Genomic DNA, 21594 nt, shown 5'->3' with positions numbered 1-21594 from the left:
GACGGCGCTAAGGGGACTTCGTGCGGCGCAGCTGCTGCTTCGCTTCGCCCTGCGTCAGGGTGAGGCCGGTGACGTGGCCGGCCGAATCGGTCTCGAAGGCGATCACGAGATCCGGCTGGCGAATGAAGAACTCGGTTGGCGACATCGCGAGGAGTTGCAGCGGGCTAGCCTGCGGCAAGCGGATCTGAAGGTGATCACCGGCGCGCACGACCGGGATCGTCGTCGCGCCGAGTGAGTATTCGCCGACGAAACGGTCGAGTTGTACGCCCGAGAGTGGGATTTCCACTCGGGCGGCCGCGGCAGCGGCCAGCGCGGCGATGCGCGGCGCATACGCCTTCACGAACCCGTCCGTGATCGCGCGAATGTCGTAGGGTGCGACGCGGCGAAGTTCGAGAGCTCCGGATCGAAGACCGAGGATGCCGCCATCGGCCGCGACGCTCAGGCGCACCGCGGCGCCCAAGTACGCCGAATCCTTGCCGACGAATCGAATCGGAGCGACCGTCATCGGGCGGTTCGGTTCCGAGGGCGGGTGGAGGGTGATCGTCATCGAGTCCGCGTGCATTCGGCGAAGCCGGGTCAACGCGAGCTCGACGCCGACGAACGACTGTCCGAGCAGTGGAAAAGCTTCGTGCATCGCGATCCGCCGTGTGAACGACGAGTCTCGTTCGAAGAATCGCAGCTCGGCCGAATCACGCCCGTAGGCTACCGTCAGCGAATCGAGGCTGGGTGTCGGCGAACCGGGGGTGCTGTACTTCATCACGTAGCGCGTGGGGATGCCGTCGTCGCCGAGCGTGATTCGGTAGTCGTGGACGTACACGCCCGGTGGGTGCATCACGACCCACGTTCCCGAGACGACGTTGCCCGTCCGGACGTACTGCTCGAGACAGAACGTGTCCTTTCCGACCGTGGTGACGAACGACGTCGGGGTTGCCGATTGCGCGACGAGAGCGGCGGGGAACAACCAGAGCAGGAGTGCCGCAGCCCGGAGAGATCGCATCGAAGCCTCGGTTGAAGGCCGAGCGAGCCGAGCCGTATGACTCCAGCTCATCCCTCGGCGGAACTCACATCCTCCAGATCAGAAACGGAAATCATGGCGACGCGGTTCCAGCGCGCGGCCCAATTCAGAAGGAGCTCGCGATCGGCTTGTGTGGCCTGACTTCCCTCGCGGGTGACCTCGAACGCGAGCGGGCGTGGGTCGCGCGGTCCATGACGCGAGACGACGAGGCCGTTTGCCACGGCCAGTCGGCGCAAGTCGTCCGCCAGCGCGGAGAAGTCCACCGTTGCGCGCGGTTCGACGCTGATCGTGTAGCCGAGGGTCGGGCAGGGAGCGCTCACCGCGATTGCCGGCCGGGTGGAAGGTCATCGGGTCGCACGACATTCACATTAGTCGATCCGGCCAGCGCGCGCAGCGTCTCCTCGCGATTGCGCTGGAGATCCCCCCGCCAAGACAGTGCCGCTTTTTCAACCGCGGCGGTGCGGGACGAAGTACCGATCGGCGAGCGACTCGCCGAGCGGCTCGAAGCGGAGCTGCACGCGCGCCATCTCGGCGACCAACCGCTCGAGCTGCGGCGCAGGCATTCCGGGGGACGTCCGCTCCATGAGGATTCGAATCTCCCCGCATGTCGCCGCGAATCGCTCGCGCGTTCCGAAATCGCCTCGGCGCTCGATCACGGGCGCCACGCTGGATGCAAGCGTCACGCCAGGGGAAACCACGAGGGGTGCCAAAGGGCGAACGTCAAGGCGGCGGCGACGAGCTCGCCGGCGATGCTGATGTGCTGCTCGAACGGCGTGGTCAGCTGCGTCGCCGCCGCGTCGCCGTAGAAGCGTCGACTGATTACGGGCCGTTCCTTGCACAGTCTCATCGGGCGGCTGACGCCGGCCGTGTCAGTCGCCATCCCCCCATATCGCGCAGAGAGCAGAGTCCAATGATCAAGCGAGCACTGTCCAAAGCCCGCCACCACAACGGGGAAAAAGCCCGCCACCACAACGGCGAACCGTCACAGACCGCCCATTCCGCCTCGCGCCTCGCCAACGGCGAATCCCAGCCGCGGCTCCATCAGCACGGGGCCGAGGTTCAGCGATTCGACCAACTCGTCGACATGCCGATCGGACTGTCCGCGAACGTGCGGGCGGAAATGGCTCAGCGCCTCAACCGGGTCCTGGCGGACACGCGAGTTCTGTACGACCTGTACAAGAAGACTCACTGGCTGATGCGAGGACATACGTTCTATCAATTGCATCTGCTCATGGACAAACACGCTGAGGAGCAGGAAGAATTGATCGACCTCCTCGCCGAACGCATTCAAACGCTCGGCGCCATCGCCGTCGGCGACGGCCGGCACGTCGCGGAGCTCACGAGCATTCCACGTCCGCCCGACGGCGCGGAAGAAGTCCCGTCGATGCTCTCGCGGCTGCTCGAGGCGCACGAGTTGATCATCGACGAGGCGCGGAAGCTCGCCGGGCGGGCCGATGATCTCGACGATCAATCGTCGAACGACATCCTTGTCTCGGACGTGCTGCGGACGAACGAGCTGCAAGTGTGGTTCGTCGCCGAGCACCTGGTGGACACGCCGACCGCGGTCGCGCGTTTCTGAGCGGCGGGAACCGCCGCGCGTCTTGCTCGCCGAATTCACCGCTACCTTGCACGGACGGGCGGCCGGCGCTGAACGCCGACCGCCCGCCGTAAGTCGTTCCGGTCCACCGGTCCACCGGTCCACCGGTCCACCGGCCTACCGACTCTACGGATTCGTATCCAGACACCCGTGGAAATTCGGGTTGCTTCGTTCACTGTCCGGAACCGGGAACTGGGTGAGCGTTCCGTACTGGCCATTCTTGAAGAACGAGCCGACCTCGTACACCTGATTCATCGGCAACGCGTACTGACGCACCTGACGCCGCAGGTCACCCAGCCGCTGGCCGCGCCCGAACGTCCAGAACGCCTTTTCGCGGAAGAACAGCGACTGCGCGGCCGACTGACTTCCCGGCGTCGCGAGTGGAGACAGCGTACTCGCCAGCTTGAAGATTCCTTGCGTCGGCGGAGTGGCGCGGAGCGCGTTGAGGATCGACATCATTCCGCCGATGTCGCCGCCGCGCAGCTTCGCTTCTGCTTGAATCAGCTGGCCGTCCAACCCGTCGACGATGGCGACCGGATCGTCGCGGTTCCAGATCCCCTGCTGGAAGTACGGCGTCGTGCTGTCGAAGCCGTTGCCGATCCGCGTCGTCGGCACGCGCGGGTCCTTCGCCGAGACGAACGGCAGTGCGTTGGTGATCGTGCCGGTCGCGTCGGCGCTGTCGCCCACCGAGTAGCGCTTGCTGCTCGTCGTCATGATCCACCAGCCGTTGTCGTTGGTGGTCTGCGAGTAGTTCCCGGCGTACTGGAAACTCGCGGGCACCGACGCCACTGTCGCCGCCGCGGCCGCGGCCTGCCCGAGATCGAGCTGTGCACGGCCCTTGGCGATCGTCAGCGCGTTCCTTACCTGCGTCGTCGCCGCGTCTGTCGCCGTCGCGAGCGCGAGTCCGCTGTCGGCTTGCGCGGCGGCCAGAGCGAAGACCGCCGAGTCGGTCATCGGATCGGTGTACTGCGGAATGCCGCCGATGGTGTAGCTCAGCGGAATCCCGTTGCAGAAATCCTCGCCGAGCTGGATCTGGGCGAACGCGATGACGAAGTACATCTCCGCTTGGTGCGTGTTGCTCGTCGTCGGCTCGAACTGCTGCAGCGCGAGCAGCGCGTTGTGCGCGAAGCCGCGGGTCTGCTGCAGCGTGATGTACAGCGGACTGAGAACCGCGTCCTGGGTCTGCGTCACCCGCTGATCGGCGTCGTTCCGCTGGGAGAAGGTGTCGCTCGATCGGTACTCGTCGGTGAACAGGCCGGTGAACTGCCAGATCGTTTCCTGGTTGCCGTTGCCGCCCAGCAACCCCTGCTTGAACTGGCCGACGGCGCCGTTGTACAGACCTTCCGCGGCGATGGGGCTTTGCACGTTGCCGGGGGAAATGACCCCGGGTTGTTGCGGCGCGAGCAGCTCATCCTTGGCGTTGCACGCCGTCGTGGCGAGCAACGCAAGTGTCGTCGCGCCGGTCACGAGCGCCGATGCGGCGCTTCGAAGCAATCGTAGCATCAGATAGTCCTCGATCCGGTCGGCGTTTAGTAGTGAAGATTCAGGCGAACGATGAAGTACGTCGGCGGTGCGATCGTCTCGAAGTCCGTCTGCACGTCGCCCGTCGTGTAGTTCTGTTCCGGATCGACGTCGGTGTACTTGGACCAGAGATGCAGATTGCGGCCGCTGAACACGAGGTTCGCGTCTCTCGCGCGGAGCCGCTGCGCGAGCGCATTCGGCATGTTCAGCGTCGCCGAGACCTCTCGCAGCCGCCAGAACTGTCCGTTCTCGAGGTAGCCGGCCTGCGTCGTCACCGGCTCGTAGCGCTGCGCGACGACCCGCGCCTGCCGCCAGAGTGGCGCGCTCGAATTGGTCTCCTCGTAGCACGTCGGCTGGTTCGAGCAGTAGAACTGCACCGTGTTGTTGAACACGCTGAATCCGCCCTTGTAGTCGAGCAGGACCTGCACGCGGAGCTTGCGGTTGAGCAGGTCGAAGCCGTTCTGCACCGAGAAGATGTCGCGCGGCTGCGAGTACCCCATGTAGATGGCCTGCGAGCCGACCGTCACCTCGGACGGCGCGATGAGACCGTCATGGTTCGCGTCGGCGAACGTGTACGGCAGGAAGAACCACCCGTTCGCGGGAAGCCCGACCGAGTCGCGCGTCGAGCCGGTGCCGATCGTCGGATTCGGCTTGCCGGTCGCGTCGACGCCGAGCGAGAGAATCTTGTTCGAGTTGTGCGACCCGGCGAGCGTGATGTCCCATCCGAGTGCGCGGCGGTCGAGCAGCCGCGCGTTGATCGTCGCTTCGATCCCCGAGTTCTGGACCGACCCGAGGTTGCGCGTCACGCTGGTCGCCGACGGCGCGGCGGATCCGGCGATCGGCTGCGCGATCAGCGCGTCGTGCGTCTTCTTGTTGTAGTACGTGAAATCGAGGTTCACCACGTTGTTGAACATCCGCGACTCGAACCCGCCCTCGAACTCGGCCGACTTCTCCGGGCGCAGAGCCGGGTTGCCGAGCGCGCTGGCGATGAGACCCGGCGTATCGGTGCCGGTCGCGTTGCCCGGCGTGACCGTGTTGATCGCGCGAGTCACGGCGTTGAACGTCTGAAGCGACGTCGTGGCGCCCGGCTGGACGCCCGACGCACCGTACGCGCTGCGCAGACGAAGCTGGTCGAGCCAGCCGACGCGCGGGAAGAAGCTTTCGTCGCTCAGGATCCACGACGCGCTCAGCTTCGGATAGAACACGCGCTGGAACTGCGTGCCGAACGCGCTGTTCTGATCGGTACGAACGGCCGCCGTGAGGAAGAGACGATCGCGAATGCCCGCCTGCTCCTGCGCGTACAACCCGAGCGTCTTGTTCGCCGTCTCCAGCTGGTTGCTGCCGCCCAGCACCGCCGCCTGTCCGACGTTCTGCGCGCCCGGCGGAAGTCCGGTGCCGTTCGATGCGACGAAGTCGCTCATCGTGTTGATGTAGTCGGCGCCGAACGTCGTCTTGAGGTTCGCCCACGTCTTGGCTTGCCAGCTCGAGTTGCTGACGAGCTTCGCCGAGAAGTTGCGGTTGTCGCCGCGCTGATCCTGCACGAACCCGGTGCGCGTCGTTCCCGAATTGGCGCACTCGTTGAGCCTGCACAGCTGCCAGTCGTCGCGGTCGGAGAGGTCGACGCCGACGTTCGCTTCGTTCTGCATCCATCCGAACGGTCGCCAGTTCGCGTCGAGAGCGCCGATGAAGCGCTGCACGCCCTCCGTCAGCTGATCCTGGAACGTCTGCGCCGGCATGAAATTGCCGTATCCGTGCAGGTCTTCACCCAGGCTGCCGACGTCGGAGTAACCCAGGCAGTTCGCCGGCGTGGCGCTGCAGACGGCGTGGTTCGGCTGGAAGCCGGGATTCTTGAGCGCCGTGCCGAAGATGCTGGTGCTGTTGTTGTCCGTCTGCGGCAGGCGTTGGTTCCGGTTGGTGAAACCGGCGGACGCGTTCAGGTCGAGCTTGGACGAGAGCGTCGCGTTCAAATTCGCGCGGAGGCTCTGACGCTGGAACGCTTCAGGATACACCTCGCCGTTGGTTGCGGGGTCGGCGACCGAGTCGAGGAAGGTCTGGGCGAAGCCGGGCATCTTGATCGGGCCGATCTCGTTCTCGAGGTCGCCCGAGACGAAAAAGCGCACCGCTTCGTTGCCGCCGCTCGCCTGCGCGCCGTACTCGTCGCGATGGCCGAGATGAATCGGCGTCACGCTCGAGTTCATGAGCGGGTTGAACGACAGGAGGCTGTCGGGCGTGCACGAGCCGATGGCGACCGTCTCGAGCACGCAGCGCGTCAGTGCGCCCGACGCGTTGTGGCCGAAGAGCGCGTACTGACTCGCGTATTGGTTGCGGTCGTCCACCGAGCCGGCTTCACCGAAGTACGTCCACCGCGTCGCGCCGGCGCGCCCCTTCTTCGTGGTGATCACGATGACGCCGTTCGCCGCGTCGGTACCGTACAGCGTCGCGGCCGACGGTCCCTTCACGATCTCGATGTCCTCGATCTCCTCGGGACTCACGTCGTTCAGGAAGCTCGTCGTCGTGCCGCCGGTGCTCACGCCGACCGACGCCGACGTCATGCGGACGCCGTCGATGACGTAAATCGGGGCGTTGCTGAGCGAGAGAGAATTCGTCCCGCGAATGCGCACGACCGGGCTCGATCCCGTCTCGTTGCCGGGGAGCACGACGACGCCGGGCGCTTTCGCGACCATGAGGTCGGCGAGCGAGTTGATCGGCGTCGTCTCGACCGTGTTGTTGACGTCGCCGAGCGTCGTGATGGCGTTGCCCAACTCGACGCGTCGCTGTTCGCCGGTCGCCGTCGTGACGACGTCGGCGAGTTGTACGACCGCGGCCTCCATGGTGAAGTCGACGGTCTTCGTGTCACCGTTCGTCACCTGGACGTTGGCTTGCTGCGCCCGGTATCCGACGCGGAGGGCTTCGATGGTCTGCGCGCCGGCCGGCACGTTGCGGAGAGTGTAGACGCCTTGCGCGTTGGTCGTCGCGGTGAGGTTCGTGCCGCGAACGAGGACGCGGACGTCGACGATCGGTTGGCCGGCCGCCGTGGCCTTGCCGGTCACCGTCGCCTGCGCGCCGGCGAGCGACGGCAGAAGCAGCGCGGCGACCAGCGCGAACGTTCGGCCGCGACCGGGACGGTCTCTTCGTAATACAGATGGTCTCATGACGGAGGATGTGGTTGGAACACGTCCCGCGGTGGCGCGCGTCGTCGCCACGGCGGCCCCCCGTCGCCGTCCCGCGTCAGCGTGTTGTCGACGGTGCAACCGCTCGCGTCGGGCGGCGCGTCACAAAACACGCATTAAGAATTGTTAAGGCACGCCTCGCGCGGACCAGCCGGCGCATGCGTGGGACGAAGAGGCTGCGCGCCGAAACGACTACACCGGGCGTCGCGAGAACGTTTGGTGGGGCCGCGTGAGCCGCTGTGCCGGGACAGTCGTCACCGCGGGGATTGCGCGGCGACTCGTGATCCGTTATTGCGGCGGCGGTTGTGGTGGCGCCGGCGGCCGCGTGTCGTCGCGACGCGGCATGTTCGTCGCGCTGTACAGCGCCACGTCCCACGCGTTGTGGATCCCGACGAACAACAGCACCAGCGTCGACGACGCGATGAGATACGACGCGAGCTCGGTCGCCGCCGGCAGCACGATCGCCGCGACGAGCAGCGCGACGTACGACGCACCCGGAACGACGCCGTGCGACAACCAATCCTCGGCCACCGGCTTGTACTGCTCGAACGTCATGATGCGCCACGTCGCCACGATGGTGACGGTCGCGCCGACGACGGCGCACGCCACGAGCACCAGGCTGAGACTCATCAACCCGCGGCGCGGCATCGTGACGATCGCGGAGATCGCCATCACGAGCACGAAGTGAAACACCGACGGCGTGGTGAACGCGCTCAGCCCGCGCTCCGTGCCGGCGGTGGCGCGGTCCGCGGCGAGCGCGACGACGACGAACAAAAGACCGGTCAGCGCGCCGCCGGCCGAGCCGACGATCACATAGAACGTTTCCCACGGCGCGAACAACGATTCGGGCAGTGTCACCGTGATCCTTTCTTGAAGAAGACGATGCGCGGCCTGCGTGAGTCCAACGCCACGAAGCGCCGGCGAATCACTCGGGAACCAGCGCCTCCATCCATTCTCGAATGGTCCACTTGGCGACGAGGCCGTTGGTCACGAACGGATCACTCCGCGCGAACTCCTCGGCCGCGGCCCGGGTCGTAAAAACGCCCATCGCGCCCCCAGCCGGCTCGTCGGCGAACGGCCCGATCATCAACAGCCGGCCGTCGGCCGAGAACGACCGCCACTGCCCACGGTGCGCTTCGATGTGAAGCGGCACCTTCGACCGAAAGTCGGGAGCCGACTCGTAGAACAAGACGAATTTCATACGGGAAATTGCCTGCGGCCGGGGCCGCCCGCCAGACGCGCGCCGCTGTTCGCGCGGACGACGCATCCGGGAACGGGTCATGATGCATACGGGGCGTGGCCTCGACTTCGACGCGCGCGACGATCTGGCTCACGCTTCTGGTTTCTACCGCGTGCCATCATCCGGCACGAGAGCGGCCGCGACCGATTCCGTCGACGGCGGTGGAGACGACCGGCGCGATCGCGGGCGAGTTGCTGTCGGATTCGAACTTCACCTGGAAGTCGTTCGCCACGACGCACTTTCGCATCCACCTGGCGAACGGAATGAATCCCGCGCGGATCGATGTGATCGCCGATTCGGTCGAGAACGCGCGGCGGATCGTCCTCGCGTTGATCGACGAGCCCGAGGTCGACGGTGAAGAACCGGTCGAGCTTTTTCTCGTCGAGACGCGCGATGACATGCGCCGCCTCATCGGCGACCCGGTCACCGGCAACGGCTACCCGAGCGAGCTCACCGCCGTTCTCGTCGCCGGCGATGGCTACCGCGCGTTCTACCGTCATATGCTCACGCACACCTACGCCGCGCACCGTTGGGGGCGCCGGCGAAGCGGAACGTGGCTCGACGAAGGGTTGGCCACTCGGGCGACTGGCACGTGCCAGGGACATGCGATCGACGCGATCGCGGCCGGCTACGTGCGCGACCGCGCGGCGCCTCCGTTGTCGCTTCTCACCAGCGCCGCGTTCGATACGCTGCCCGAACTCCCCTCGTATTACACGGCGGCGAGCCTCGTCGACTTTTTTCAACGTCGGAAAGGCGTCGCGGCAGTGCGCGCGCTATGGCGCGGCGAGGCCGGGGACGTCAGCTTGGACACGCCCCTCGGGCCGGCGACCACTACCATAGTGTCCGCGTGGCGAAAGCGACTCGCCGCCGCCACACCGGCGAAGCTCGACGAGCCCTGGCTCAGGCAGGACGGCTGCTGATTCGCGATCTCGGCCACAGTTGCCGGGCGATACATTTCGGTTGGCGTATGGCAGACAACGTCACGCTTCGCGCTCACGTCACCCGGCACCACACGCGGCCGGCGCCCCCGGTCGCGGCTCAGCATCCGCCGCCCGAAGCGGCGTCGCACCGCACGGCGTACAGCTCGGAATCCGGACGCACCTACCGGCTCGACAAGCGCATCGGCAAGGGCGGATTCGGCGAGGTGTACCTCGCGACCACCATCGGCGGACCGGTGCTACCGGGCCAGATTTGCGTCAAGATCAGCGACCGAGTGTCGGGCTGGCTGCGGGAGGCGTATTTCGCCGACCTCCTCGCCCGCGAGGACCGCGCGCTTCGCGTCTTCGACCGATTTGCCGAGGCCGACGGAGACGAAGTGCGCTACTGCTTGGCGCTCGAATACGCCGAGCATGGCGACCTCGGCGCCTGGCTCGGGCAGCGCGGCGCGCAGTCGGAGCGCTTCGTCCGACGCGAGATCGCCGCGATCTTGAGCGCGCTCGACGCTCTCCATCGCGGTCAGGCGCTGCATCGCGACCTCACGCCGTTCAACGTCTTCGTCTGCGCGGGCGAAAAGCTCAAGCTCGGCGACTTCGGCATCGCGACACATCAGCTGAGCCGAAGGGGCGTCACCGCCGACGCGTTCAACGTCTTCCACGCGCCGAATGAAATCGCGTGGGGTCGAATTCGCCGGTGGCAACGGCGCGACGACGTCTACCAGGTCGGCCTCATCGCCGGGATGCTGCTGCGCGGCGACATCACGAGTCCGATGCGCAGCAAGGATGTGCGGGGCCTTCCCTGCAGTGACCATCTCAAGGAAGTCATTCACCGCTGCCTCGGCTCGCGCGGCGCCCGCTACGAGGCCGCAAGCGAGTTGATCGCGGCGCTGCGACATCGGCCGAAGGAGCCGCGGCTCGGTCGTATAAAAAGTCTCAAGGGCGTGCGCCTGTCGTTCACCGGATTCCTCGAGCGTCCGAGGCGCGAGGCCATCGCCGCGGCCAAGCGCGCCGGCGCCATCGTCCAGTCGAAGCCGGGGCAGAGCACCGACGTGTTGGTGCGCGGACGTCCGAACGCCCTGCAAATCGCCGGAAAGGACGGGGGCTCGAAGCTGATCAACGTCCGGCGCCTCGCGTCGAAGGGGCACAAGGTGACGGTGATCGGCGAGCGGCAGTTCTGGAAGCTGGCCGCGACGCGAGCGTCGTCGCGAATGTCGCGACGAGCTTCGGCGGCTACGCGGCGCTGACGTGCAGCTCGACGCGCGCGCGCGGAGCGCCGTGACTCCGAGCACAGCAGGGGCACAGAATTTGACCTAGGATTATCGGCCTCAACGGACGGTGTCGCATGCAGGATCGTTCCCCCCGCATTCGTCGCATTGGGCTGGCGATCAAGAGTGAAGATTTCTCTCGTCGCACGGCGCCCGGGTCGGACAAAATCGGCAAGATGATCGGCGGCGACTCGCCGGACCTCAGCACGCTCCTTCCCATCGCGTCGTCAGACAGCAGCACGATGGTGCGGTTGACTGAAGCGGGCCCAACAGAACTGCGGTGAACCGATTGGGCGAGTGGTGAGGCGCGGTCCTCGCCCCCCGCCTTGGGCCTCGCCCTTGCCCTTATGAGAGGGCATGAGATCCGCGCTGTCGAAGTTCGTGCAGCGCGCCGCCGTGTACGTTTGGCTCGCTGCATTCGCGCTCGGTTGCGGGCGTAGTTCCCCGCCGGCAAACGGGCAATTGGCCGAGAGTGAAGGCGAGGACTCCGATTCCGCCGAGGCCATTCCGCAGTACACCACACGACCGTTCACCGCGGACGAACGCGCGCTGCTGCGGCGCGTGTACGGCGTCGAAGATCCGTCGCGGCTGTATCTCGTCGACCGATCGCAGGAAGGCGTGCTCAAGTACGACACGAAGCGCAAGACGTGTCCCTCGTGCCTGGTGAACTCGTACCGGATCGGCTTCGTCTCCGTGCGACGGCCCGGCGAGTCGTGGGAGGAGGCGGAACGCCGCGTCAGATCGACGCCGCTTGCCGCGTTTCCCGAATCGGCGCACGTCGGAAGCACCCTCACCTCGGCCCTCGATCCCAGGGTGCGCGGTGACGTCGAGCGCATGCTCGCCGACGCGCGCGCGACCGGCTTCGACCTGCACGTCGTCGCCACGTTTCGCTCACCCGTGCGTGAAGCCTACTTGATGCGTCAGGGACACCGCACGTACACACTCACGTCGCTTCATTCGTACGGGCGGGCGATCGACATCGTGATCGGCGACGCACGGCTGAAACAGCCCGCCACGCGACGACAGTGGATCGCCTTTCGACAATGGGTGGCGGCGTATCACGGCGGCGAGTTTCGCATCATAGGAAAACCGGACCGCACCTGGGACTGGCGGCACGTCGAAGTGCCAAGCCCGGACATCGGGTTTCGGAGCATCGAAGCGGCGCTCGATCGCGCGCGCGCCTGCTCGGCGCCGGGATCCAACGTGCCGTGCGACTTCAAGCCGTACGAGTGCGGCGACTCCGACTGCGGTTGACGCGCGTGCAGTGTTGGGTCCCATCCCCCGGATAATGCCGCTGTGCACAATGGCTCCAAATACATCGGGACCCGTTCGTGCCCGGCAGTACGCGCGAAGTGCGCGGTGCGTTGCAGAGCGCACGACAAAAACCGTCTGATATTCGAATGATGAAACAGTGCAAAGCGCGACCCGCGTGAGCGTTGAGTAGTCGCGTCGAGTCGGGTCTTCGTTTTGCCTTTCACTGCGGCGGCCCCCAACTCACCTTCACCAAGGCCCCCATGCGAAACGTACGGAAAGGCTTCACCCTTATCGAGCTCCTCATCGTCGTGGTCATCATCGGCATTCTCGCCGCGATCGCGATTCCGAAGTTCGCGAACACGAAGCAGAAGGCGTACATCACGGCGATGAAGTCGGACCTCCGCAACCTCGTGACGGCCGAAGAGGCGTACTTCGCCGACAGCTCCAAGTACACGGCGACCGTCGGCAACCTGAAGTTCCAGAGCACGAATCAGGTCTCGCAGCCGTCGGTCACGGCGGGCACGGGCAACTGGTACGCGACGGTGACCCACTCGCAGATCGCGAGCCCGTTCAAGTGCGGCGTCGGTATCAACACGACGAACCCGGTCGTGACGGGCGCGTCCGAAGGTGAACCGGCCTGTCAGTAAACGCTAAACAAGCCCGACAGATCTGAAGGACGGGGAAGCACCCCGGTGGCGAAGAGAGGCGCCACCGGGTTTTCCGCGTTATAAAGCGTTTCCCACTAGGGAACGCGCGGCGACAGGCTGCGCGACGCCGCGTCGGGCGTGGCGATCGCCCGCTGCGCCGCCGAGATCGCCGCCGCCGTCGCGGCCGCGAGACTGATCTCGTCTTGCATCGCGGCGCGGTCGGCAAGCGTGTGAAGCTGCCGAAGAACGAAGTGCGCCATCGGCGCGGCGCACGTGAGCACCACCTCGTGACGTGGATAGCGATACTCGAAGTACTCGAGTCGCGGTCCGAGCTCGCCGTCTATTCTCGCGCGAGCCGACAGGTCCCACACGGGAAGCGCTCGCGCCACCTCGGTGGGAATCGCAAACCGGATCGTCCTGGCCAAATCGAACACGGGCCGCTCGTGCAGGATGAGCGGTGATCGTATCCCGGTGTTCCGGGCGCGGCGAGAACGTGGAACACATTGATACAACGGGCCGGCGGACGACCGCCGCTTCGGCTACGCACCGCGAACGATCGGGCTGTCGGCGAAACGGTCGGCACCCGCAGGCCGGGGGTCGGCGCTGAAACGGATACCGTCCTGAGCTCGCCAGGCCGGCGGCACTTCGAGCGCGACCTCGGTTCGCGGGAGCAGGAACGTGAAGGTGGCGCCTCGATCCTCGTTGTTCGACGCCCACATCCGACCGCCGTGTCCGTCGACGATCGACCGGCAAATCGAAAGGCCGAGGCCGAGTCCATGTGCCTTCGACGTGATGAAGGGCTCGAAGACTGAGTCGACAGGGTGCCGCGCGATGCCGGCGCCACAGTCCGAGACCGAGACGCGCACCGCCGCCCCCTCGTTGGCGGTGGCTATCCATATGTGTCGATCGGTCGGCGCATTGTCGCTCATCGCGTCGCAGGCGTTGACGATGAGGTTGAGCAGCACTTGTTGAAGCTGCACGCGGTCCGCCGCCACCGAGGGCAGCGATGGATCGAGACGCGTCGTGACGGTCACGCTCCGCTGGATCAGGTCACTGTGCGCGAGGTCGAGCACCTCGGCGATGAGATCGTTCGCCACGACTCGCTGCGGCTCGGTCTCGCCTTGCCGCAGCATGGCGCGCACACGATGGATGACGCTGCCGGCGCGTCGGTCGTCGGCGGCGATGTCCTCGAGAATCCGACTCAGCTCGACGCGATCGAGCTCGTCGCGGAACAGCATCCGCTGGCCGGCGCGCGCGTTGGCGAGGATCGCCGCCAGCGGTTGATTCAGCTCGTGCGCGAGCGCTCCGGAAAGCTCACCGAGCAGCGCGACGCGGCCCAGGTGAGCGAGCTGCCGCCTTTGCGCGACCACTTCATGCTCGGCGCGGCGCCGTTCGGTGATGTCTCTGATCATGGCGATGAGGCACTGCTCGCCCGCGACCTCGACGGTTTCCGAGGTCACCAACGCATAGAGCGCCTCACCGCGGCGATTGTGCAGCTCGACCTCCGCGTCGCGAACCGATCCCTGCGGCGATGAGAGCGGACCGAGGCCGTCTCGATGGTTCGAATCACGCGGCGTGATCCCAAGCGACTGCAGCGTCTGCCCGATCGCCTCTTCGCGCGCGAAGCCGAACATCGCCACCCATCGCTCGTTGACCTCGATGACGCGCGCGTCGGCTCGGCGAATGATCGACATCGCGTCCGGGCTGGCGCGGAACGCCTTGGCGAACCGCTCCTCCGACGCGCGGAGGGCGCGTCCGATCCGTTCGCGCACGTCGATCTCCTCGAGCAGTACGCGATTGATGAGCGAGAGCTCGGCGGTCCGCTCGGCGACGCGTTGCTCCAGCTCTTCGCGGAGAGCGCGAAGCGTCGCTTCCTCGCGCAGCGCCGCCTCGGCCTGCTTTCGTTCGGTGACGTCGACGTGAATGCCGAGCATACGCAGCGGGCGGCCGTCGGAGTCGCGGACGACGCTTCCTTTGCTCAATACCCAGCGCGTGCCGGATGAAGGCGGCGCGACCTGCACCTCGACCTCGTACGGCTCGTCGTTTTGGATCGCGCGCGTCGTCGCTGCTTCGACGCGTTCACGCTCGTCGTCGCCGAGGGACTCGGTGAAGGTGGACCAACCGATTTCGCAGGGCGCGTCGACGAGCCCGAAGATCTCGCGCGAGCGCCCGCACAGCGTGGTGCGCCCGCTCGAGATGTCGAGGTCCCACGTGCCCATCTGCGCGGCGCCCAGCACGAGATTCAACCGCTGCTCGTTGCGCCGAGCCAACGACTCGGCGTGCGCCCGCTCCCGAATCACGGCCGACAAGACCATGATCGGGATGTAGGTGACGATGAGATACAGCTGAATGGAAAGAACATCGTCGGCTTCGGGCGGATCGACGAAGGGACCCTCGCCGTGAGCGACGCCCCAGATCGTGAGGACGGAAAAGGTCAACAGGCATGCGCCGGCTCCGCCCGGACCGAAACGCACGGCGGCCCAGAGCAGAAATGGCAGCGGCACGAACAGAAGCACGTGCGCGGTGAGCGGGAAGACGGGTTCGCGCCATACGACGAGCGTGCACACGAGGAGCAGCCCGACGCCCAGGACGGCCGCTTCGGCGATCCGTCGCGGCCGTATCACGCGCAACGCCTTCAACGTTTCGATGTCCCAGGGTACGACCGCGGGTACGAGCGTGAGGATGGCCAGCGCGTTCGAGAAGAATCGCGCGCGCCACATCGTCCAGTAGTCGGCGTCGGCGGTGTGCCAGCCGTCGAGGCGGACGAACGCGACGTCGAGGAACGAGGTCAGGAACGGCGCGAGAAACGCCCCGAATCCGACGAAGATGAGAACGCGTTTGAAACTGTCGAAGCGGACAGGTCGTGGGATCAGGTATCGGATGCACGCCGCGCCGACGAGCGCTTCAGCGGCGTTGCTGAGATACCACAGCAGCGCCATGCGGAAGGGCACGCCCCCTTGCAGCTCGCCAAAGAGCTGTGGTGGCAGCGTCGCGAGGATGAGGGTCGCCCACCACTCGATCGGTGCGAGGAGCAGGGCACCGAACAGAACGGCGTTCGGCGGCCAGAGCATCGAGATGGCTTGCGAGTCCGGTCGGAGCGCTACGCCGACGCGCGCCGCGGCGTAGTACGCCGCCGCCGTGACGAGAGCCATGAGCGCGAGTTGCTTCGGTCGCTCGCGCGTCACGGTGCTGGCGTGCCCCACTGGCTCATCGGGCGTACCCCATCGGATTTCGTCCGTCGGAAATCGGCGTGTAGCGTGCGCGACCGGGTTGGTTGCCCACAGTGGACTTTAGTCCAATGCCGGGCACAACCGGGGACGGCGCCGCGCATTGGACCAAGGACGACGGGCCAACAGCCAATACGTCGCCGCAGGTACTCCCGCCAAAGTGGATGTGCGGCGCGTGCCGCGAGTCAACCACGACAGCACCTTTGGAGGAGCACATGGTCAGAAGCATTTGGGGGGGGACGCGGCGCCACGCGGATGGTCTCCGGCGGACTCTCGGTTTGTTGAGCGGCGTCGCCGTGCTGGCTGGCATCGGCGCGTGCAGCGACAACACGAACCTCATCACCCCGGTAGCGGGCATCGTCACGACGTTCAAGGATTCAAATTTCAACTTTGCCAGTCTGCACACGTTCGCCATGCCGGACACCGTCGCGCACCTCGTTCCGATCACCGGGACGCCGCTACCCGTGACGGGTCAGTTCGACGCGGTGGCGCTGAATCAGGTCCGCGCCGACCTGCTCGCGCGCGGGTACACGGACGTCAGCAACACCCCGGGCGTCACACCGGATTTCGTCGTGCTCGTCGGTGCGACGGCCACGGACAACTTCAACGCGTTCGTCACGTTCCCGTGGTTCAACTTCTGGGGATTCTCGCCGATTTTCGATTTCTTTACACCTGGGTTCAGCGGGGCGTGGGGCATCATCTACCCGTGGGCCCCGGTCGTCGGAGCGACGTCGTTTGCCCGTGGCACGTTGATCGTCACGATCGTGCCGACGTCGAGCATCGATCAGGCCAACGAGACCATTCAGGCGGCCTGGGCCGGCGTCGCGACCGGACTGCTCAACGGGTCGATCACCACCCTCACGGTGACGACGGCGATCGACAAGATGTTCGCGCTCTCGCCGTATTTGACGGCGGTTCCGGCGCCGTAACGCGGATACCCGGTCTTCCCGTCCAAAGGTCGGCGACCCCAACGCCCTGGGTCGCCGACCTTTGCGCCTATTGGACCAACGTCCAACGTCCGGCTGGTCCCAGCCCCCTAGGTGCGCGCAGGAGCATTCTTATATTGGAGCCTGCTGCGGCCGGCCGGCGATGGGCGACGGCGCGAATTTCCATCGGTCCCCAATGCGCACTCAGTACGCCGCGAACCGAGACGCGATCGATGCCTTGGGTGTGGTCTTCTGGACCGCCCGTGCCGATACGTGGGCCATCGAATCGATCGATCCGGGCGTAGTACGAATGCTCGGCTACGCGAGCGATGCGTGGCGGGCTGACGGGTTCTGGCTCGACCGAACCCACAACCGAGACCGGCGACGGCTCCGGCTGTTCCTCGATCGCGCGCACGACGCCCGTCCGGACCGCGGAGCCTTTTGCGAGTATCGCATTTACGACGCGTGCGGATCCGTCCGCTGGCTTCGGACCAGCGTGCTTCGCGCGGACCAAGAAGGGCGGACGGTGAGCGGGGCGCACCTCGACGTGACCGACGAACACCGTGCGCTCGAGGCGCTCGGGCTCACGACGCGCCAGCTGCGCGAGGCGCGCGGCCTCGGCGAAGTCGCCGGCAAAGCTGAAACCAAACGTGTGGGCGGGGCGCACTCGCTCCGCTCGACGGAACGAACCTACCAGGCCGCGTGGAACGCCCTGCCTTCGTCGGCCGGTGTGCTCGACCGCGACGGCCTCGTGATCGAGGTCAACCACACGTGGGTGAAGCTCTGCCGCCGCTTCGGGCGAGACGACGCCTTTCTCGGAGCGAGCTACCTGGAGGTCGCGCAGCGTGCGGCAGAGTGGGGGAACGCTCGCGCCGGCGAAGCGGCCGAAGGAATCCGGCGAGTCCTGGAGGGCGTCGACGAGACCGCCTCCGTGGACTACAGCTGGTCGGTACCCGGGGAGTCCGACGAACGCTGGTTTCGTATTCGTGCCGTGCGCCTCGAGCCAGCGCCGCTCGGCGCGCTCGTCATGCACGAGGAGATCACGGACCACGCGGCGGCCGAGTCGCTGACGAGGCGGCTCGACGATCTCACGCACATGCAGCGCTTGGCCACGCTGGGCGAATTGGCGACGACGATTGCGCACGATCTCAATCAGCCGCTGACCGTGATCATGACCGCGGCATCGACGATCAGCCGTTTGGCGCGGAATCGGCCCGGCGACGAAGAGCTCGAACCGATTGCGCGCGACATTCTCGACGCCGCTTCGCGCGCCGCGGAGGTGATGCGGCAGACGCGAGGGATCGTCCGCCGCGACGACCCGGCCATCGCGCCGGTGTCCGTCAACGACATCGTGTCGGAGGTCGCGCGGCTGTTGAAGAGCGACGCGATCATTCGACAGGTCGCCATCGACCTCCAGCTGGACCCGGGGGCCGGATCCGTCGCCGGCGGGCGCGCGCAGCTCGAACAGGTACTGATGAACCTCCTGCTCAACGCCATCGAAGCCGTGAGCGAACAACCGAACGGACGACGTAACGTCCGCGTCACGACGCGGCGCATCGCGGGGTCCGAGGTGGAGATCAGGGTTCACGACAATGGGATCGGGGTTCCGGAGCCCTTGCGCGATCGGGTGTTCGAACCGTTTGTTACCACGAAGCGCCAGGGCACCGGGCTGGGTCTCGCGATCGTGCGCGCGATCGTGCAAGCTCATGGTGGTCAGGTGCGATTGGAGACACCACAGGAACGCGGCGCCGCATTCCGGGTGACCTTGCCGGCTTGTTAGTGGACCAGACGATGCTCGCGATTCCGAAAAGTCCCGACCCACGGTGGCAAATCGCCTTGGTGGACGACGACGCGACGGTGCTGCGCTCACTGTCGCGAATGTTGTCGATGTGCGGTTACGACGTGACGACGTTTCCATCGGCCACCGCGTTCCTCTCGTCGCTCGAGCGGTGGCAGCCGCAGATGCTGCTCGTCGATCTGCGCATGCCGGGCACCGACGGGCTCACGCTCCAGTCGATGCTGACCGAACGCGGCATCAAGATCCCGACGGTGTTCCTCTCGGGACACGGCGACGTCGCGACCTCGGTGCGGGCGATTCGCGCCGGCGCGCTCGACTTCCTCGAGAAGCCGTGCGACGAACCGGTGCTGCTGGCGTCGCTCGGCCGCGCGGCGGACATGGCGCGCCAACAGTGGCAGGAGCAGGCGTTGACCACCGAGCTTCGCGCGCGGATGGGCAAGCTGACGCGCCGCGAGCGCGAAGTGTTCTCCTGGGTCGCCGCCGGTCGCCTCAACAAGCAAATCGCGGCCGCGTTGGGCACGACGGAGAAGACGATCAAGGTGCACCGCGCGCGCGTCATGACGAAGATGCAGGCCGAATCGATCGCCGATCTCGTGCGCATGTACGACATGTTGAACGGCGGCGAGAAGCGCGAGCTCCATACCGAGCGGCGTGAGGCGGTTCCGGCATTCGGCTGACGGCGCTTCGCTGACGCCGCTTCGCTGACGCCGCTTCGCTGACGGCGCTTCGCCGTCAGCGGCCGCGTGACTCGATTCTCCCGGCAGGTCAGACGCGCGCTGCGATCCGCGTCGGGCTCACGAACTGCTGCACCGTCTCGACGATTCGAATCGGGCGCACCGGTTTGGTGAGCACCGCGTCACAGCCGGCGAGAATCGCCCGGTCGTGATCTTCCGGAACGGCGACGGCCGTCAACGCGATAACCGCCGCTCCCGCCGTTGCGGGATTCTTGTGGAGTTGTCGCGAGAGCTCCCACCCGTCGAGTCCCGGCATGATGAGGTCGAGGAGAACGGCCGCCGGCCGGAGTAATCCGGCGAGGCGAAGCCCTTCGGACCCCGTGGATGCCTCGGCCACTCGAAATCCGGCGCGTTCGAGCACGAGGCGGGCGATGGTGCGGCTTTCCTCGTGGTCGTCCACCACGAGGACGCACGGCGGCAGCATCGCGGTCGCGCTGAGGAAGCTCTGGCGAGCCAGGTCGGACTGTCGAAGAGGAAGAGACATGGGAGGGGGGTTTGAGGCGGGTGGCATAATCGCCCCGCCCAGGCCGTCGGCTCCAGTGGATCAAAGTCGTATGCGCGGCGGTCGCCTCGCCTGACGGATGATCGCGTCGGCCAGCGAGGCAGGCGTCATCGGCTTGTAATGAAATTCATTGCACCCGGCGTCCAGGGCGCGACGGCGGTCCTCCTCGTTCTCGGACGCGGAGACGGCGATCAGCGAGGCGTCGCACATCGCCGGGTCGCGCCGCAGCATCTCGGCGAGCTGCGGCCCGTCGATCTCGGGGAGGACTACGTCGAGCAACACGACGCGCGGCCGGCTCATCTGCGCCAGGGCCAGCGCCTCGAGCCCGCGGCTGGCTTCGCGCACGACGAAGCCATAGTGCTCGAGGACGACGCGCTCGGCGAGGCGCGTGACGTCGTCGTCGTCGACCACGAGCACGGTGCAGGGCGAGCGCCGGCGCGCTGGAAGCTCTGACACGCCCATCGGATTCCTACGCCGCCGGCCTGCTGTCCGCCAACGGCGGCGCCGCATCGCGCGCGTTGGCCGCGGCGCTCGCGGCGATGGACACCGCGCTCGGGATCCGCAACGTGAACACCGATCCAAGTCCCAGGTTGCTCGCCACCGTCAGTTGCCCGTGCATGCCGGTGGCGAATTCTCGGCTGATGGCGAGGCCCAACCCCGTCCCGCCGAATCCCTCGAAGGCCGGCGTCGCGAGCTGAACGTAGGGCTCGAAGATGTCGCCCAGCCGATCGCCGGGGATGCCGGGCCCGTTGTCGCTGACGTCGAAGCGCACGCAGTCCTCGTCGTTTTGACAGGAAATGCGAACGACTCCGCCCGTGCCGCAGAACTTCACGGCGTTGGCCGCGAGATTCACGAGAATCTGTTTCAACTTGTCGCCATCGGCCGACACGAACAGTCCGGCGCACGCCGTCGTCTCCAGCGAGACGCTGTGGCTCGAGGCGAGTGGTGCGACGACGGAGTGGGCGATGCGAATCGCCTCGGCCGCCGAGACGGGCGCGATCTGGTAGGACACGTGCCCGGCCTCGAGACGCGAGAACGTGATCAGATCGTCGATGACGTGGACGAGCACCTCCTCGCTGTCGTGCACGCGCGCGAGGAGCCGCGCCTGTTCGGGCGTCGGCGGATCGGCCGCGCCGACACGGAGCAGATCGATGTATCCGGCGATCGACTGCAGCGGTGTGCGCAGCTCGTGACTCATGCGCGCGAAGAACTGAATCTTCGCTCGGCCCGCCTGTTCGGTGCGCTCGCGGGCTCGCTCGGCGTCCGCGCGTCCGCGTGCTTGGCTCACGGCGACGACGACGAGCCGCGCGCACTGGTCGACGAGGCGCACCATGCGTTTGCTCGTCGTGCGCGCTTGCCGGAACATCATCACGAGCTCGCCGATCGTCTGGCCGTCGAGCCCAAAGAGGGGGACGATCTCGAAGGCGCGAACGCCCAGCGAGTGCGCGAGGGGGCCAAACGATTCGTTGCCGTCGAGCGCGTCGCGAACGACGACTCGCCGGTGCTCGGACAACGCGAGACTGAACGCGTCGGCGCCGGGCTGGTGCGCGCCGATCAGTGCGGCTTGGTCGTCGTCGAGGCCGTAGGCCGCCGCGGGGACGAGCGCTCCGGCCGTCTCGTCATGCAACAGCAGTACGGTCATGTCCGCGCGCGCCAGCGTCAGCGCCAGTTCGAGCGCGGGGCGTAGCTCCGCCGCGGGAAGCGGCCATGCGGGGGGTGCGGGGGGGGCGTGCGTGTCGCGCTGCATCCGTCCTTCCCAGTGG

22 protein-coding genes are annotated in these 21594 nt (G+C 66.7%); 9 read left to right on the top strand and 13 right to left on the bottom strand.

The genetic code is table 11. The features are described from left to right. Positions 1-7 precede the first annotated feature (7 nt). The 4 genes from VGQ44_15120 to VGQ44_15105 form a co-directional block, all read right to left on the bottom strand. A complete protein-coding gene (locus VGQ44_15120) occupies positions 8-997 on the bottom strand; it encodes a hypothetical protein (protein ID HEV8448159.1) in 990 nt (329 codons plus the stop codon). A 47-nt stretch (positions 998-1044) separates the two neighbouring features. After that, positions 1045-1335, bottom strand: coding sequence for a hypothetical protein (locus tag VGQ44_15115; protein HEV8448158.1), 291 nt, complete (start codon positions 1333-1335; stop codon positions 1045-1047). Between the two features lie 126 nt (positions 1336-1461). Then, a complete protein-coding gene (locus VGQ44_15110) occupies positions 1462-1698 on the bottom strand; it encodes a hypothetical protein (protein ID HEV8448157.1) in 237 nt (78 codons plus the stop codon). Beyond that, positions 1695-1895 carry a hypothetical protein gene (locus tag VGQ44_15105; GenBank protein HEV8448156.1) on the bottom strand — a complete coding sequence of 67 codons (201 nt, stop codon included), beginning with the start codon at positions 1893-1895 and terminating at the stop codon, positions 1695-1697. The genes VGQ44_15110 and VGQ44_15105 overlap by 4 nt, the downstream gene beginning before the upstream one ends. A gap of 30 nt (positions 1896-1925) precedes the next feature. Between VGQ44_15105 and VGQ44_15100 the strand changes: the two genes are divergently transcribed. After that, entirely contained in the window at positions 1926-2594 is a 669-nt protein-coding gene (locus VGQ44_15100; GenBank protein ID HEV8448155.1) for a DNA starvation/stationary phase protection protein, read from the top strand. A gap of 144 nt (positions 2595-2738) precedes the next feature. On the opposite strand, the gene VGQ44_15095 is transcribed toward VGQ44_15100, so the two are convergent. The 4 genes from VGQ44_15095 to VGQ44_15080 all read right to left on the bottom strand — a co-directional run bounded on the left by VGQ44_15095 (position 2739) and on the right by VGQ44_15080 (position 8504). After that, a complete protein-coding gene (locus VGQ44_15095) occupies positions 2739-4115 on the bottom strand; it encodes a hypothetical protein (protein ID HEV8448154.1) in 1377 nt (458 codons plus the stop codon). A 26-nt stretch (positions 4116-4141) separates the two neighbouring features. Further along, the gene (locus tag VGQ44_15090; GenBank protein ID HEV8448153.1) at positions 4142-7285 is read right to left on the bottom strand and encodes a SusC/RagA family TonB-linked outer membrane protein; all 3144 of its coding nucleotides are present in this window, start codon (positions 7283-7285) and stop codon (positions 4142-4144) included. A gap of 306 nt (positions 7286-7591) precedes the next feature. Beyond that, complete coding sequence (locus VGQ44_15085) at positions 7592-8161, bottom strand: hypothetical protein (GenBank protein ID HEV8448152.1); 570 nt, start codon at positions 8159-8161, stop codon at positions 7592-7594. A gap of 67 nt (positions 8162-8228) precedes the next feature. Beyond that, entirely contained in the window at positions 8229-8504 is a 276-nt protein-coding gene (locus VGQ44_15080; protein ID HEV8448151.1) for a YciI family protein, read from the bottom strand. A gap of 95 nt (positions 8505-8599) precedes the next feature. Here VGQ44_15080 and VGQ44_15075 point away from each other — a divergent pair, with 95 nt between their 5' ends. The 5 genes from VGQ44_15075 to VGQ44_15055 all read left to right on the top strand — a co-directional run bounded on the left by VGQ44_15075 (position 8600) and on the right by VGQ44_15055 (position 12644). Continuing rightward, complete coding sequence (locus tag VGQ44_15075) at positions 8600-9463, top strand: hypothetical protein (GenBank protein HEV8448150.1); 864 nt, start codon at positions 8600-8602, stop codon at positions 9461-9463. A gap of 47 nt (positions 9464-9510) precedes the next feature. Next, the gene (locus tag VGQ44_15070; GenBank protein HEV8448149.1) at positions 9511-10722 is read left to right on the top strand and encodes a protein kinase; all 1212 of its coding nucleotides are present in this window, start codon (positions 9511-9513) and stop codon (positions 10720-10722) included. A gap of 98 nt (positions 10723-10820) precedes the next feature. Continuing rightward, positions 10821-11027: a hypothetical protein gene (locus VGQ44_15065; GenBank protein HEV8448148.1), complete on the top strand. Its 207-nt coding sequence runs from the start codon at positions 10821-10823 to the stop codon at positions 11025-11027. A 73-nt stretch (positions 11028-11100) separates the two neighbouring features. Beyond that, positions 11101-11997 carry a hypothetical protein gene (locus VGQ44_15060; protein ID HEV8448147.1) on the top strand — a complete coding sequence of 299 codons (897 nt, stop codon included), beginning with the start codon at positions 11101-11103 and terminating at the stop codon, positions 11995-11997. Positions 11998-12257: 260 nt separating this feature from the next. Next, positions 12258-12644 (top strand): prepilin-type N-terminal cleavage/methylation domain-containing protein, encoded by a 387-nt coding sequence (locus VGQ44_15055; protein ID HEV8448146.1) that lies wholly within the window; start codon positions 12258-12260, stop codon positions 12642-12644. Between the two features lie 95 nt (positions 12645-12739). Here the strand turns inward: VGQ44_15055 and VGQ44_15050 are convergent, their stop codons facing one another. After that, positions 12740-13078: a hypothetical protein gene (locus VGQ44_15050; GenBank protein ID HEV8448145.1), complete on the bottom strand. Its 339-nt coding sequence runs from the start codon at positions 13076-13078 to the stop codon at positions 12740-12742. 105 nt (positions 13079-13183) lie between these two features. Next, the gene (locus VGQ44_15045) at positions 13184-15847 is read right to left on the bottom strand and encodes an MASE1 domain-containing protein (GenBank protein HEV8448144.1); all 2664 of its coding nucleotides are present in this window, start codon (positions 15845-15847) and stop codon (positions 13184-13186) included. A gap of 239 nt (positions 15848-16086) precedes the next feature. Between VGQ44_15045 and VGQ44_15040 the strand changes: the two genes are divergently transcribed. The 3 genes from VGQ44_15040 to VGQ44_15030 all read left to right on the top strand — a co-directional run bounded on the left by VGQ44_15040 (position 16087) and on the right by VGQ44_15030 (position 19272). Next, complete coding sequence (locus VGQ44_15040) at positions 16087-16800, top strand: DUF4136 domain-containing protein (GenBank protein ID HEV8448143.1); 714 nt, start codon at positions 16087-16089, stop codon at positions 16798-16800. Between the two features lie 193 nt (positions 16801-16993). Beyond that, positions 16994-18577 (top strand): ATP-binding protein, encoded by a 1584-nt coding sequence (locus tag VGQ44_15035; GenBank protein ID HEV8448142.1) that lies wholly within the window; start codon positions 16994-16996, stop codon positions 18575-18577. 11 nt (positions 18578-18588) lie between these two features. After that, the gene (locus tag VGQ44_15030) at positions 18589-19272 is read left to right on the top strand and encodes a response regulator (protein ID HEV8448141.1); all 684 of its coding nucleotides are present in this window, start codon (positions 18589-18591) and stop codon (positions 19270-19272) included. 88 nt (positions 19273-19360) lie between these two features. On the opposite strand, the gene VGQ44_15025 is transcribed toward VGQ44_15030, so the two are convergent. Genes VGQ44_15025 through VGQ44_15015 form a run of 3 tightly spaced genes read right to left on the bottom strand, consistent with a single transcriptional unit; the run spans position 19361 to position 21578 of the window. Next, a complete protein-coding gene (locus VGQ44_15025) occupies positions 19361-19813 on the bottom strand; it encodes a response regulator (GenBank protein HEV8448140.1) in 453 nt (150 codons plus the stop codon). Between the two features lie 60 nt (positions 19814-19873). After that, complete coding sequence (locus tag VGQ44_15020; protein HEV8448139.1) at positions 19874-20287, bottom strand: response regulator; 414 nt, start codon at positions 20285-20287, stop codon at positions 19874-19876. A 13-nt stretch (positions 20288-20300) separates the two neighbouring features. Further along, positions 20301-21578, bottom strand: a complete 1278-nt coding sequence (locus tag VGQ44_15015; protein ID HEV8448138.1) for a HAMP domain-containing sensor histidine kinase — start codon at positions 21576-21578, stop codon at positions 20301-20303. Between the last annotated feature and the right edge of the window lie 16 nt (positions 21579-21594).

The sequence above is a fragment of the Gemmatimonadaceae bacterium genome, from assembly GCA_036003045.1.
Classification (GTDB): Bacteria; Gemmatimonadota; Gemmatimonadetes; order Gemmatimonadales; family Gemmatimonadaceae; genus JAQBQB01.
The sequence above is the reverse complement of the archived record's forward strand: the minus strand, read 5'-3'. Positions and strand labels throughout refer to the sequence as shown.